A 13,039-nucleotide genomic window follows, 5' to 3' on the forward strand; every position below is an offset into this window, starting at 1 on the left:
GGCGATTGATGCCCATCTCGTCGGCGGCGCGGTCGATCAGCCGCTCCATGTAGTAATTGGCCTCGGGCCGGCCGGCGCCGCGATAGGCGCCCATCAGTGTGGTGTTGGTCAAGACCGTCTTGATGTCGACGCCGAGCAGCGGCGTGCGGTAGACGCTGGCGAGATTCTTGCCGGTGTTGAGCGACAGCGGCCCCGGCGCGACGCCGGTGATGTAGGCGCCGAGATTGCCGTAGCCCTGCAGGCGTACCGCGAGAAACTTGCCTTCGGCATCCAGCGCCAGCTCCGCATGGATCAGCTGCGCGCGGCCGTGGCTGTCGGACAGGAAACTGGTCGAGCGCTCGTCGGTCCATTTCACCGGGCGGCCCAGCGCCTTCGCTGCATGCAGGATGCAGGTATATTCGGGGTAGCTGACATTCTTCATGCCAAAGGAGCCGCCGACATTGGCGGTCAGGATGCGCACCTTGTCGTTCGGCACATTGAGGATCTTCGCCAGTGTCACCTTGTTGCCGGAGACGCCCTGCGTCGGCACCTGCAGCGTGAAGCGCTCGGCCGCCTTGTCATACGCTGCGAGCGCGACGCGCGGCTCCATCGACACCACGGCAACGCGGGTGTTGACGATATCGAGCCTGGTGACATGCGCGGCCGACGCGAACGCCGCGTCGATCCTGGCGCTGTCGCCATAGTGATAGTCGAGCGCAACGTTGTTCGGGATGTGATCGTAAAGCTGGGGCGCTCCGGGCTTGGTAGCCTCCGCGGCGTCGGTCACGGCCGGGAGCGGCTCGATGTCGAGACCGACGGCTTCTGCCGCATCGCGCGCCTGCGCCAGGGTTTCCGCCACCACGAAAGCGATGGGGTCGCCGACGAAGCGCACCTTGTCGACAGCCAGCGCCGGACGGTTGGTCTGCAGCAGCGGCGAACCGTCGCGGCTCTTCAGCGGCAGGCCGCAGGTGAAGGGGTTGTAACCGGCCGCAGCGAGGTCCTTGCCGGTCCAGACGCCGAGCACGCCCGGCATCGTCCTGGCGGCGGCGGTGTTGATCCCCTTGATGATTCCGTGGGCGTGGCTGGAGCGCACCATCCAGCAATAGGCCTGGCCGGGCAGGGTGAAATCGTCGGTATATTTGCCTTTGCCGCGGACCAGCGTGTCGTCTTCCTTGCGGCGCACGGGCTGCCCCACCCCGTATTTTTGCAGTGCAATAGCGTTGTCGAGGGCGGAGGCCGGCGTCTGATCTTGCATGTAAACACCTGAAATTCGTGGGAATCCGCCTGATTTTCGGGTTCCGCGGTTCCCGTTGAGATAACGCAGCGCGTCATGCCGGACAACGCCTGATTGGGCATAGTCCTATGTGATGGGTTGTTGCTTACCCCTTTGGCGCTGCTAAAGTTTCCGTGAACGGTAATTTTCTTCGGCGGGTCGGAAAGCGGCCTGTGGAAAGACAGTTTTGATGAATGACGATACGCGGCTGCGCGAAGGTCCCTTGGCCTGCGCAAGCCCGTCAGGGTCGGCCGCGGCCAATGGCGTCTATGCCGCGCTCGACCTTGGCACCAACAATTGCCGGCTTTTGATCGCCAGCCCGGTCGGCGACGGCTTTCGCGTGGTGGATTCGTTTTCGCGGATCATCCGGCTCGGCGAAGGCATCTCCGCCACCGGTTCCATCAGCGAGGCGGCGATCGAGCGCGCGATTTCGGCGCTCAGCATCTGCAGCGACAAGATCCGCTACCGCAAGGCCAAGCGTCTGCGGCTGATCGCGACCGAAGCCTGCCGCGCCGCCGCCAACGCCGACTTCTTTCGCGACCGCGTCGCGGCGGAGACCGGTATCCGGCTCGAGGTGATCGATCGCGAGACCGAGGCGGCACTGGCCGTGATCGGCTGCTCGCCGCTGCTCGATGCCAAGGGGCGCGGCGCGATCCTGTTCGACATCGGCGGCGGCTCGACCGAGCTGGTGCGGATCGAGCGCGATCCCGCCGAGCAGAATGCTGCGCCCCGGATCAAGGCGTGGATGTCGATCCCGCTCGGCGTCGTCACCCTGGCCGAGCATTTCGGCGGCCGCGACGTGACGGCCGAATCCTACGAGAACATGGTGCGCGAGGTCGCGCAGCATGTGGCGCCGTTCGCGGCCGAGCACGGCAGCGATCTGCGCGACATGCACATGCTCGGCACGTCGGGCACCGTGACGACGCTGGCCGGCGTTCACCTCAATTTGTCGCGCTACGATCGCCGCCGCATCGACGGCATCTGGATGGACGGTTCCGACGTCACCGCCGTCATTCAGCGGCTGCTCGGCATGAGCTATCAGGAACGTGCCAACAACAATTGCATCAGCATCGAGCGCGCAGATCTGGTGCTGGCCGGCTGCGCCATCTTCGACGCGATCAGGAATGCCTTCCCGCTGCCGCGGCTGCGGGTCGCCGACCGGGGCCTGCGCGAAGGCATGCTGGTCGAGATGATGCGCGAGGACGGCGCGCTTCGGGCCTGCTGATGCGCCTGATCGCGTGATGTGCTAGATCGCGTCCAACACTCAAGGCACCATCGACATGGCAAAAGACACCACCGGACGGCTCCACGTCACGGTCAAGAGCGCCGGCAAGCGCAAGCTGTCATCAAAACTCTGGCTGGAGCGACAGCTCAACGATCCCTACGTGGCGAAGGCCAGGCGGGACGGCTACCGCTCGCGCGCGGCCTACAAGCTGATCGAGATCGACGACAAGTATCGCCTGCTCAAGTCTGGCCTCTCGGTCGTCGATCTCGGCGCCGCGCCCGGCGGCTGGAGCCAGATCGCGGCCAAGCGCGTCGGCGCCGTCGACGGCAAGGGCAAGGTGGTGGCGATCGATCTCCTGGAAATGAGCGAAATTCTCGGCGTCACCTTCGCGCAGCTCGATTTCCTGGCCGATGACGCGCCCGAAAAACTGATGGCGATGATGGGCGGCCGCGTCGACGTCGTGATGTCTGACATGGCGGCCAACACGACGGGTCACCGCAAGACCGATCAGCTCCGTATCATCGGCCTCGTCGAGACGGCCGCCGCCTTTGCCGCCGAGGTGCTCAATCCCGGCGGGACGTTCCTGGCCAAGGTATTTCAAAGCGGCGCCGACGCCGAACTCGTCGCGCAATTGAAGCGCGACTATGCCAGCGTGCGCCACGTCAAGCCGGCCTCCAGCCGGCAGGATTCCTCGGAGCGCTACGTGCTGGCGATGGGATTCCGGGGCGGGGCGAAGCCGGCAAACTAGCCGCCGACAGAGCGAGCGCGCGCCCTTCACCCCAGCCTCTGGTCGCGCGCGTCCTGGGTGCCTTGGACCGCGGCCTTGGTCGCCGCCTTCGCCGCACCCTTGCGGCTGGCAATCTCGGCGACCTTGCGCCCGGAGATTTCGTGGCCGGCATCGTCGGGCATCTGCCAGAACCACCAGGCCGATATGGCCGAGATGAACGCGACCACGAGAAAGGCGGGCGGGAACACCTGGGCGCTCAGCTCGGTGACGTGCTGGTAGACCATCGTCGATTCCACCGAGGCGGCGCCGATGGCGACGCCGGCGGAAATCGCCAGCTGCTGGTTGACGCTGACGAGCGTGGTGGCGCGGCTCATCTGCGCCGGCTCGACTTCCGCGTACGCAACAGTGTTGATCGCGGTGAACTGTAGCGAGCGGAAGAAGCCGCCGACGACCAGGATGATGAAGATCAACATCAACGGCGTCGTCACCGTGAACAGCGCGCAGGCGGCGAGGAAGACCGCACTGATGACGGCGTTGACCGTCATCATGTTGCGGAAGCCGAAGGCGCGGATGATGCGCGCGGCCAGCGTCTTCATGCCCATGGCGCCGACCGCCGAGGCGAACGTCACGAGGCCGGACTGGAACGGGGTGAGCCCGAAACCTTCCTGCATCAACAGCGGCAGCAGGAACGGCAATGCGCCGATGCCGAGGCGGAACAGGAAGCCGCCGATGATGGCCGCGCGCATGGTGGAAAGACGCAGCAGCGAAAAGTCCAGCACCGGCGAGCCGGTCCGCCGCGCATGCATCACGTAGAGCGTCATCGAGATCGACCCGAGCGCGACGAGGCCGGCCATGATCGGCCAGGGCAGCAGGTTGAGGCCGGCGACCGAGAGGCCGAAGGCGATGCCGGCGAGGCCGATGCCGGCCAGCACGAGACCATAGAGATCGAAGCGTTCGGGATCCGTGCTCTTGATCGGATCGATGTACTTCATCGCCATGAAGATGCCGAGCAGCCCGATCGGGATGTTGATCAGGAAGATCCAGTGCCAGGAGAAATAGGTGGTGATGAAGCCGCCGAGCGGCGGGCCGATCACCGGCCCGATCAGCGCCGGCACCGTTACCCAGGTCATCGCATTGACCAGCGCGCTCTTGTCGATCGAGCGCAGCAGCACCAGCCGCCCGACCGGCGTCATCATCGCCCCGCCCATGCCCTGCAGGATGCGGGCGATCACGAAATGAGTGACGTTCTGCGACAGCGCGCAGCCGATCGAGCCGATCATGAAGACGCCGATCGCGATCGAGAACACCATGCGCGCGCCGAAGCGGTCGGCGGTCCAGCCGCTGGCCGGAATGAACACGGCGAGCGACAGCAGATAGGAGGTGATGGCAAGCTTCAGCGTCAGCGGGCTGGTGCCGATGTCAGCCGCGATCGCCGGCAGCGACGTCGCGATGACAGTCGAGTCCATGTTCTCCATGAACAGGGCGGTCGCGACGATCAGCGGGATAATGCGTTGCTTGTCCATCGTATCGGGGAGATCGGAGAAAGAGGCAGGTGACGCGCCTGTATCATCCCGCCGTCCCACAAGCCATTGCGGAAGCGCGCATACCAGCTAAATCCTGCGCGATATCCTCTCCGGCCGACGAACCATGGGCAAACGAAGGCTGTATCGCACTATGCGAAAGTTTCTTGACTTTAATATCGCATTGCGCGATTAATGAGATGTGAGAGAAATTGAGTTCACCTCTGCGGCTGTCCGCCAATGGCGCAAGCTCACTGCCGCTACGCGCGCGCAGATTGATCTCAAACTAAGAACGTTCGCAGAATCGGGGATCGGCGACGTGAAGGCGCTAAAGGGCGCGCCGGGTATGCGGTTGCGGTCTGGTGACTGGCGCGTCTTGTTTACGATCAAGGGCAATACCATCACGATTCACGCTGTCGGGCACCGCCGCGAAGTTTACGAGTGAGGACATACTATGGCAAAGGCCGGTACCGCAAAAAGCAACGTGCAGTTCATTCATACGCCGGGTGGCGACGATCTCGCCGTGCTGCCGCGGAGCGAATATGATCGGCTGGTCGCTCTGGCCGCCGAGGCTCAGGAGGATGCTGCCGCGAGCCGAATCGTTCGCAATTCCACACGTGCGCTCCGCGAAGGACGGGAAGTTGCGCTGCCCAAAGCCGTCGCCGATCGACTCGCAAATGGCGAGAATGCCGTGCGCGTCCTTCGTGAATGGCGCGACATGATTCAAGGCGAGTTGGCGGCGGCGGCAGGCATCAGCCAAAACTACCTCTCCGAAATCGAAACCGGTCGGCGCAAAGGGCCCGCCGAATTGCAGAAGAAGTTCGCTCGCGCCCTTGGCGTGCCGATAGACCTGCTGATTGATTAGATTCCGTGTTGGAGCAGGTCGTCGGTTCTCTGACGGGCCTCAGCCATTGCGGAAGCGCGCAAACCACCTAAATCCTGCGTGACGCTGGTATGCACCGCGCCAGCCGTGGAGGGTCCTGGATGATCTACGTTCTCGCTGCCTTGTTGCCGCCGCTCGGGCTGCTCCTGAACGGGCAGCCGTTTTCGGCGATCTTCAACCTGGTCCTGATCGTGTTCTGCCTGGTTTTCGGGCTGATCTTCCACGTCCTGCTGCTGGTGCCCTCGGCGCATGCGCTGATTGCGGTCCACATGAAGCGGGAGGACCGCCGGCACCGCGAGGTGGTGGAGGCGATCCGCCAGCACGGGCCGCCGCCGGGCTACCGGCCGTAAGGGGTGATCCAACCCCTGGCGTTAACCCCTTGGTATCGTGACATTTCCCGAAAAGCCTGTGCATGGCCGGCAAACGCTTTGATTCGGCGTCGTGCCATGCTATCGACCACCGTCAACCCCACCGATGGGCTTCGATTCGACGGCGACGCCGCTAGCGGCGCCGTAGGCGGCGTTCATCTCTAAGATACCGCGGCGGCGAGCCGCCGAAAGGAGTTGGCAATGGCGCAGGGACTTCAGGCTATCCGCGAAGCCTTCACGTTCGACGATGTGCTTCTGAAGCCCGGTCTCTCGGATATCCTGCCCTCGGAGGCCGATATCCGCTCCCGCGTGACCCGCGCGATCCACCTGAACATCCCGATCGTCGCCTCCGCCATGGACACGGTCACCGAAGCGCGCATGGCGATCGCGATGGCGCAGGCCGGCGGCATCGGCGTCATTCACCGCAATTTCGATCCCGAGGGACAGGCCGCCCAGGTGCGGCAGGTCAAGAAGTATGAATCCGGCATGGTGGTCAATCCGCTGACCATCGGTCCCGATGCGATGCTGTCGGATGCGCTGGCGCTGATGAACGATCACGGCTTCTCCGGCATTCCCGTCGTCACCGGCGCCGGCAAGAACTCGCCCGGCAAGCTGGTCGGCATTCTCACCAACCGCGACGTCCGCTTCGCCACCGATCCGAAGCAGAAGATTTCGGAACTGATGACGCACGAGAACCTCGTCACGGTGCGGGAGGGCGTCAGCCAGGACGAGGCCAAGCGGATGCTGCACAAGCACCGCATCGAGAAGCTGCTGGTGGTCGACGACCAGTATCGCTGCGTCGGCCTGATCACCGTGAAGGACATGGAGAAGGCGGTCGCCCATCCGCTGGCCTGCAAGGACCAGCAGGGCCGGCTCCGCGTGGCCGCCGCGACGACGGTCGGCGAGGGCGGCTTTGAGCGCACCGAGCGGCTGATCGACGCCGGCGTCGATCTGGTCGTGGTCGACACCGCCCACGGCCATTCCTCGCGCGTGCTCGAAGCCGTCAACCGCATCAAGCGGCTCTCCAACGCGGTGCAGGTGATCGCCGGCAACATCGCGACGAAAGAGGGCGCGCAGGCGCTGATCGATGCGGGCGCAGATGCGGTCAAGGTAGGCATCGGCCCCGGCTCGATCTGCACCACGCGTATCGTCGCCGGCGTCGGCGTGCCGCAGCTCACCGCCATCATGGATGCGGTGGAGGCGGCGAAGAAGGCCGACGTGCCCGTGATCGCGGACGGCGGCATCAAATATTCCGGCGATCTCGCCAAGGCGCTCGCCGCCGGCGCCGATATCGCCATGGTCGGCTCGCTGCTGGCCGGCACCGACGAGACGCCCGGCGAAGTGTTTTTGTGGCAGGGCCGTTCCTACAAGGCCTATCGCGGCATGGGTTCGGTCGGCGCGATGGCGCGCGGCTCGGCCGACCGCTACTTCCAGCAGGACATCAAGGATACGCTCAAGCTGGTGCCCGAGGGCATCGAGGGCCAGGTGCCGTACAAGGGGCCGGTCGGCAACGTCATGCACCAGCTCGCCGGCGGCCTGCGCGCGGCGATGGGCTATGTCGGCGCGCGCAATCTCGCCGAATTCCACGACAAGGCGCAGTTCGTCCGCATCACCGGCGCGGGCCTGCGCGAAAGCCACGTCCACGACGTGACGATCACGCGGGAAAGCCCGAATTATCCGGGCGGGGTGTAAGACTCCTGAGCGCGGTCATTCCGGGATGGTCCGCAGGACCAGACCTCAGGCGCGCAATTGCGTGCCGGGGAATCTCGAGATTCCGGGTTCGATGCTTCGCATCGCCCCGGAATGACAGCGTTTGCGAAGGGGCGAGACACTCTCCACCGTCATTGCGAGCGAATCGAAGCAATCCATTTCACCGCTTGCGGAGACGTGGACGGCTTCGCTACGCTCGCCTCGACGAAGAACAACAACATCGGAGGAACCCAATGTCCGCATCCGGCAAACGCATCGTCCTCGCCTCGCGCCCCGTCGGCGAACCGAAACCTTCCGATTTCCGTCTCGAGGAATGCGCGATCCCGACAGCCGGCGCCGGCGAAGTTCTGCTGCGCACCGTCTGGCTGTCGCTCGATCCCTATATGCGCGGGCGCATGAGCGACGGGCCGTCCTACGCCCAGCCGGTGCCGGTCGGCGGCGTGATGGAGGCGGGCACCGTCAGCGAGGTGATCGCCTCGAACAATCCCGGTTTTGCCAAGGGCGACATCGTGCTGTCGCGCGCCGGCTGGCAGACCCATGCGGTCTCCGACGGCAAGGGCCTTGCGAAGATCGATCCGAAGATCGCGCCGATCTCGACCGCGGTCGGGGTGCTCGGCATGCCCGGCATGACCGCGTATACGGGCCTGCTCGACATCGGCAAGCCGCAGGCCGGCGAGACCGTAGTGGTCGCCGCCGCCTCCGGCGCGGTCGGCTCCGCCGTGGGCCAGATCGCGAAGATCAAGGGCGCACGTGCCATCGGCATCGCCGGCGGCAAGGACAAGTGCGCCTATGTGAAGAATGAACTCGGCTTCGACGATTGCCTCGATCACCGCGAAACCGATTTCGCCGCGAAGCTGCAGTTTGCCTGCCCGAAGGGCATCGACGTTTATTTCGAAAACGTCGGCGGCGCGGTGTTCGAGGCGGTGTTCCCGCTGCTCAATGCGTTTGCGCGGATGCCGGTGTGCGGCCTGATCTCCGAATACAATAATTTCGGCGAGACCAGCCCGAAATGGGCCGGCAAGATGATGCGCGCCGTGCTGACCAAGCGTCTCACCATCCGAGGTTTCATCGTCAGCGATTTCGCCGCGCGCCACGGCGATTTCCTGCGCGACATGTCGGCCTGGGTGCGCGAGGGCAAGGTCAAGCACAAGGAGTTCGTCACCGAAGGCCTGGAGAACGCGCCGGACGCCTTCATGGGCCTTCTGAAGGGGGCGAACTTCGGCAAGCAATTGGTGCGCGTCGGGCCCGACAGAGCGTAGCCGTTGCAACATCTCGGAGAAGATGGAACATGGCGGGAATTCTTGACGGCAAGGTAGCGCTGGTCACGGGTGGAGCTTCCGGGATCGGGCAGGCGACCGCGGTGGTGATGGCGCGGGAAGGCGCACGGGTGGCGGTGGCCGATCGCGCCGAGGCAGACGCCGCGGCGACGGTCGCGCTGATCAATGCGGCCGGTGGCCAGGCGATTGCCATCGGCGGCGACGTGACACGCGAGGCCGATGTCGCCGCGATGATCGCGCGCACCGTCGCCGCGTTCGGCCGGATCGATTGCGCGTTCAACAATGCGGGCATTGCCGGCCGCGCCGTCGGCCCGGCCGGCCAGCGTTCACATGAACTCAGCCAGGACGCGTTCGACACCATGCTGGCAGTGAACTTGAGGGGCGTGTTCCTCTGCCTCAAGCACGAAGTCACACAGATGCTGGCGCAGGGCGGTGGCGGGGCGATCGTCAATACCGCGTCGATCGCCGGTCTGATTGGCCTGGCGACCTCGGCCCATTACGTGGCGGCCAAGCACGGCGTGGTGGGGCTGACCAAGAGCGCGGCGATCGAATATGCCCAGGATGGCATCCGCGTGAACTGCGTCAATCCAGGCTACATCGCGACGCCGATGACCAGGGAAACCATCGAGGAGCGCGGCGCGGATATTCTGAACAAGGTGCCGATGCGGCGCTTCGGCGTTCCCGACGAGATCGCGGAGGCCGTGGCCTGGATGTGTTCCGACAAGGCCTCGTTCATGACCGGCGCATCGCATGTCGTTGACGGTGGCTACTACGCGGCGTGAGGCGAAGCGCGCTCGCGGTGATCGTGGGGAACACATCCTCACGGTCACTTGAGACGGATGGCTGAACGTCCTAACCTCAGCATTGTTTGGCTCTGACATCAGATGGAGACGCCAAATGATGATCTGCAAGAAACTATCGTTCGGCCTGGTTGCCGCCACGATGCTGGCCACTCCAGTGATGGCTCAAGGGGTCTATCGGGAAGCTGGCATGCGCGGCTTTCACGATCCGAACTCCCGCTACATCACGAGCGTCCGGGCGGCCGGCGGACCTGGCTATTATCGCGGCTACCGGTTTCGTCCCGCGCCACATGCAAGAGCGGCTGCGGCAGCCCCATCGGACAATGGCTCTAACTCCGCCTACGGCTCCTATGGTCTCGTCGCGCGCCAGTGGTGATACGCCCTGAGGTCTGAAGCGTGGTCGTGGAAGACCAGGTCAAGATGTGGAGCGGGGCGACGATGAACGTCGCACCCGCTTCATCAGATGTCGCCGAGCAGCGAATCCAGATCAATGTCGGACTGGCCCGGCACCCTGACATGCCGGACCTCGAAGGCGTCGGGCTGGAAGCGAAATTCCACCAGCCCGACTTCCTTTGCGCCGATCACGGGCTGAATGCGGTTCGGGATCACGAAGCCGGTTGACGGTGCCCAGACGTGGCGGGTGCGGCCATGGCTGAAGTCGCGGCGCTGATGTACATGGCCGGAGGCGACGAGACGAACGTCGTGCGCACCGAACAGTTCGACGAGCCTGGCGCGCACCGGCTGCGGTACGTAGCGGACGGCGGTGCTCGCTTCCTCGAGGTCGCCGGGTGTGTGCAGGAATAGTGGCTTGTGCAGGAACAGCGCGATCGGCTTGCCGTTCGCGCCGGAGAGCTGGGACTGCAGCCAATCCTCCTGTTCGGCCTCGCTCACAATTCCCGTGTTCATGATCAGCGAATTCAGCCCGATGAAGCGCCAGCCCACGGCTTCGAATTGCCAGCGGTCCTCGCCGAACACCTCGACGAAGACGGCGCGATCCTTCTCGTTCGCCGGGTGCGAAGGCGCAACACCGACCGCGGTCGGGTTGTCGCCGATATCATGATTGCCGGGCAGATAGCGGCACTTCACCGGCAGTGCCGCGTGTAGCTCCCTTGCGAATTCCAGATCGCCGCGGTTGGTTGGCCCGTCCCAGGACACGTCGCCGCTGTTGACGACAAGATCGGGCCGCGCCGCATCGATGTGCTCGCTGACGCGGTGGAAATTTTCGATCAGTCCGGCAAAGCGGCCGGCGCGGGAAAGGTGAGTGTCGGAAATCTGGGTAAGGCGAAATTCGGGCATGCGGTATTCCTTTTGGAGCCAACAATAGCCGATCGGAAAAGTCAGAACGATGACGACTGTGAGGACATCCAATTTCGCCGCCGACAGGTCACAAAGCGCAATAACCGTCATCACTCACCGGTGACGACAATCCTGACTGCCGCAATAGTCACGCTCACCCCAGCGTCCTTCGCCAGAACGCCAGCATGTCCGCCTTGAACAGCTCGGCGTCGCCATCGCGGCTTCCGATCCGCGCGCCCTTGCGGCCATAGCCGGCCTTCAGCGCATAGATCATCAGATCGCGGTCGGTGAGCTTGCTGTCGGCAATTCCGGTGAGTGGATGGATGAAGGCGCCGTCATTGGCGATATAGGCGGTGGGCGCGGCGGGGGAGACCGATGCATCGGCAATGTTCTCAATTCCGGTGCCGCGATCAAAGCTGTGCTGCGCGCCGCCGATCAGCCGCATCGTCGCTCTTCCGCCGGAGAGGCGGATCGCCTGGCAATGGCCCTGCACCTGCATCGGCGAGCACCATTCATCGGCGTCGCCCATGATGACGCGGATCTCGGTCTCGTCGACGGACGGATCGAGAAACTGATGCCCGCTCCAGGGATAGGCGGCGAGCACGCTGCGAAACCCGGCGCCGGCGCCGACCACCGCATCGGCAAAGCGCCGCGTCGCAGCCGTCAGCACCGCCGAGCCGCCGCGGCTGTGGCCCTGCGCGCCGATCCGCGACGCATCGATTTCGGGATGATCCGACAACACCTGCCAGGCCGCCAGCACATCGTAGGCGCTCGATGCAAACGAGAACTGGGTCTGGTTGGCGACCGTCGACGTCACGTCGCGCGCGCCAAAACTGTCGAGCACAAAGGCGGCAAAGCCGTCGCCGACAACCGTCTCGGCATGCGCCAGATGCGAGGACGCCACGCCAAGGCTGCCCGGCACCACCATCACCAGCGGCAGCTTGCCGTTGCGCCGGCGCTGGTCGGAAGCCGGCAGGAACAGCTTGCCGTCGATCGCAAGCTTCGACAGGTCGGCAGCACTGCTGATGACGTGGAAATAATTGACCGGATTGGCGGTGGGGATGTCGAAATTCTGTCCCCGCGCGCCGGCGGCGAAAACAATATCCTGATCGCGAAATCGCAAGCTGCATCCCTCCCGCTGCCGCTCTTGTCAGGCGACTATCGCAGACACAGTAGAGCGCTGGTTGCTTCCGTCAAAACAAATGTGCCCCGCGGTCCGTTCGCCTTAGGGCGCATCGGGCCGCCGCGTGCGGGGGGATCCTCAATGCGAAGGAAAATATCGTCGCCCGGAATATCCAGCCGTCAGGCCACGCGGTAACGGATCGCGCGCAGGATGCTTCGGCCTTCAATTAGCGGGTGCGCTCCTGAAGCCTGGCCAGCTTCTGTTTCGCGTCGGCCGGAAGCTCAGGGCTGGTTTGCGACCAGAACAAAAGCAATTCTCGGTAGTTGGTCGCTGGCGTTCCATTCGTGGTTCAAGCAGCCTCTTCATCTGATTTGTCAGGTGAGGGACGGGTCGCTAATGCTAAAGCCACTTGCGGGCATCGGGGGAGATTCTCATGTCGCTTCAAATGGTTTTGCTGCCGGTCTTCGTGCAAATCGGGCTCACTTTCGCCTTGCTGCTGTGGATGGTGACCGCCCGGACAAAGGCGGTGAAGGCCCGGGAAACCAGCCTGAAGGACATCGCGGCGGGGCAGCCGAAATATCCGACAGGTGTGGCCCAGGTCGGCAATTGCTTTGCGAACCAGTTCGAAGTACCCGTCCTGTTCTATTTCCTGATCGCACTGGCGCTGCCGCTGCGCCACGCCGATCTCTTCATCGTGCTGATGTCCTGGGTGTTCGTGGTGACGCGATTTGCCCATGCCGGCATTTTCGTCACCTCCAACAACATCCAGCAGCGCAGCCTCGCCTGGTTCGCCGGCGTGCTGGTGCTCTTGGCGATGTGGCTCTACTTCGCGCTGAAGATGCTGCTGCTCATTTAGAA

At 64.3% G+C, this 13,039-nt stretch carries 14 protein-coding genes; 10 read left to right on the forward strand and 4 right to left on the reverse strand.

The genetic code is table 11. From position 1 onward, the window contains the following. Window positions 1–1,234 (reverse strand): xanthine dehydrogenase family protein molybdopterin-binding subunit (locus V7E26_RS12740; protein WP_324416338.1); only part of this gene is annotated, 1,234 nt, incomplete at its 3' end. A gap of 208 nt (window positions 1,235–1,442) precedes the next feature. Between V7E26_RS12740 and V7E26_RS12745 the strand changes: the two genes are divergently transcribed. Next, on the forward strand, window positions 1,443–2,477 hold the full coding sequence (locus V7E26_RS12745; protein ID WP_324416340.1) for a Ppx/GppA phosphatase family protein: 1,035 nt from the start codon (window positions 1,443–1,445) through the stop codon (window positions 2,475–2,477). A 55-nt stretch (window positions 2,478–2,532) separates the two neighbouring features. Next, on the forward strand, window positions 2,533–3,225 hold the full coding sequence (locus V7E26_RS12750; RefSeq protein WP_324416342.1) for an RlmE family RNA methyltransferase: 693 nt from the start codon (window positions 2,533–2,535) through the stop codon (window positions 3,223–3,225). Between the two features lie 26 nt (window positions 3,226–3,251). Here the strand turns inward: V7E26_RS12750 and V7E26_RS12755 are convergent, their stop codons facing one another. Beyond that, window positions 3,252–4,727: a DHA2 family efflux MFS transporter permease subunit gene (locus V7E26_RS12755; protein ID WP_324416345.1), complete on the reverse strand. Its 1,476-nt coding sequence runs from the start codon at window positions 4,725–4,727 to the stop codon at window positions 3,252–3,254. Window positions 4,728–4,926: 199 nt separating this feature from the next. Here V7E26_RS12755 and V7E26_RS12760 point away from each other — a divergent pair, with 199 nt between their 5' ends. The 7 genes from V7E26_RS12760 to V7E26_RS12790 all read left to right on the forward strand — a co-directional run bounded on the left by V7E26_RS12760 (window position 4,927) and on the right by V7E26_RS12790 (window position 10,138). Continuing rightward, window positions 4,927–5,169 carry a type II toxin-antitoxin system RelE family toxin gene (locus V7E26_RS12760; protein ID WP_324416347.1) on the forward strand — a complete coding sequence of 81 codons (243 nt, stop codon included), beginning with the start codon at window positions 4,927–4,929 and terminating at the stop codon, window positions 5,167–5,169. A 9-nt stretch (window positions 5,170–5,178) separates the two neighbouring features. Then, the gene (locus tag V7E26_RS12765) at window positions 5,179–5,589 is read left to right on the forward strand and encodes a helix-turn-helix transcriptional regulator (protein WP_324416349.1); all 411 of its coding nucleotides are present in this window, start codon (window positions 5,179–5,181) and stop codon (window positions 5,587–5,589) included. Between the two features lie 119 nt (window positions 5,590–5,708). Beyond that, a complete protein-coding gene (locus V7E26_RS12770) occupies window positions 5,709–5,957 on the forward strand; it encodes a hypothetical protein (RefSeq protein WP_028346604.1) in 249 nt (82 codons plus the stop codon). A gap of 219 nt (window positions 5,958–6,176) precedes the next feature. Then, window positions 6,177–7,667 (forward strand): IMP dehydrogenase, encoded by a 1,491-nt coding sequence (gene guaB / locus V7E26_RS12775; RefSeq protein ID WP_324416353.1) that lies wholly within the window; start codon window positions 6,177–6,179, stop codon window positions 7,665–7,667. A 251-nt stretch (window positions 7,668–7,918) separates the two neighbouring features. Next, window positions 7,919–8,944 (forward strand): NADP-dependent oxidoreductase, encoded by a 1,026-nt coding sequence (locus V7E26_RS12780; RefSeq protein WP_324416355.1) that lies wholly within the window; start codon window positions 7,919–7,921, stop codon window positions 8,942–8,944. 29 nt (window positions 8,945–8,973) lie between these two features. Continuing rightward, complete coding sequence (locus V7E26_RS12785; RefSeq protein ID WP_324416357.1) at window positions 8,974–9,744, forward strand: SDR family NAD(P)-dependent oxidoreductase; 771 nt, start codon at window positions 8,974–8,976, stop codon at window positions 9,742–9,744. 115 nt (window positions 9,745–9,859) lie between these two features. Further along, complete coding sequence (locus V7E26_RS12790) at window positions 9,860–10,138, forward strand: hypothetical protein (protein WP_324416359.1); 279 nt, start codon at window positions 9,860–9,862, stop codon at window positions 10,136–10,138. Between the two features lie 83 nt (window positions 10,139–10,221). Here the strand turns inward: V7E26_RS12790 and V7E26_RS12795 are convergent, their stop codons facing one another. Both V7E26_RS12795 and V7E26_RS12800 read right to left on the reverse strand, forming a co-directional pair. After that, on the reverse strand, window positions 10,222–11,058 hold the full coding sequence (locus V7E26_RS12795; protein ID WP_324416361.1) for a metallophosphoesterase family protein: 837 nt from the start codon (window positions 11,056–11,058) through the stop codon (window positions 10,222–10,224). 154 nt (window positions 11,059–11,212) lie between these two features. Further along, entirely contained in the window at window positions 11,213–12,181 is a 969-nt protein-coding gene (locus V7E26_RS12800) for a dienelactone hydrolase family protein (RefSeq protein WP_324416363.1), read from the reverse strand. Between the two features lie 433 nt (window positions 12,182–12,614). Between V7E26_RS12800 and V7E26_RS12805 the strand changes: the two genes are divergently transcribed. Then, window positions 12,615–13,037 (forward strand): MAPEG family protein, encoded by a 423-nt coding sequence (locus V7E26_RS12805; protein ID WP_324416365.1) that lies wholly within the window; start codon window positions 12,615–12,617, stop codon window positions 13,035–13,037. The last annotated feature ends 2 nt before the right edge of the window (window positions 13,038–13,039 follow it).

The organism is Bradyrhizobium sp. (assembly GCF_036735945.1).
Classification (GTDB): domain Bacteria; phylum Pseudomonadota; class Alphaproteobacteria; order Rhizobiales; family Xanthobacteraceae; genus Bradyrhizobium.

Excerpts from the sequence above, each read along its gene's own strand:
- V7E26_RS12765 (WP_324416349.1), top strand. The coding sequence starts at position 5,179 with ATGGCAAAGGCCGGTACCGCAAAAAGCAACGTGCAGTTCATTCATACG.
- V7E26_RS12745 (WP_324416340.1), top strand. The coding sequence starts at position 1,443 with ATGAATGACGATACGCGGCTGCGCGAAGGTCCCTTGGCCTGCGCAAGC.
- V7E26_RS12755 (WP_324416345.1), bottom strand. The coding sequence starts at position 4,727 with ATGGACAAGCAACGCATTATCCCGCTGATCGTCGCGACCGCCCTGTTC.
- guaB (WP_324416353.1), top strand. The coding sequence starts at position 6,177 with ATGGCGCAGGGACTTCAGGCTATCCGCGAAGCCTTCACGTTCGACGAT.
- V7E26_RS12780 (WP_324416355.1), top strand. The coding sequence starts at position 7,919 with ATGTCCGCATCCGGCAAACGCATCGTCCTCGCCTCGCGCCCCGTCGGC.
- V7E26_RS12790 (WP_324416359.1), top strand. The coding sequence starts at position 9,860 with ATGATGATCTGCAAGAAACTATCGTTCGGCCTGGTTGCCGCCACGATG.
- V7E26_RS12770 (WP_028346604.1), top strand. The coding sequence starts at position 5,709 with ATGATCTACGTTCTCGCTGCCTTGTTGCCGCCGCTCGGGCTGCTCCTG.
- V7E26_RS12795 (WP_324416361.1), bottom strand. The coding sequence starts at position 11,058 with ATGCCCGAATTTCGCCTTACCCAGATTTCCGACACTCACCTTTCCCGC.
- V7E26_RS12785 (WP_324416357.1), top strand. The coding sequence starts at position 8,974 with ATGGCGGGAATTCTTGACGGCAAGGTAGCGCTGGTCACGGGTGGAGCT.
- V7E26_RS12805 (WP_324416365.1), top strand. The coding sequence starts at position 12,615 with ATGTCGCTTCAAATGGTTTTGCTGCCGGTCTTCGTGCAAATCGGGCTC.
- V7E26_RS12750 (WP_324416342.1), top strand. The coding sequence starts at position 2,533 with ATGGCAAAAGACACCACCGGACGGCTCCACGTCACGGTCAAGAGCGCC.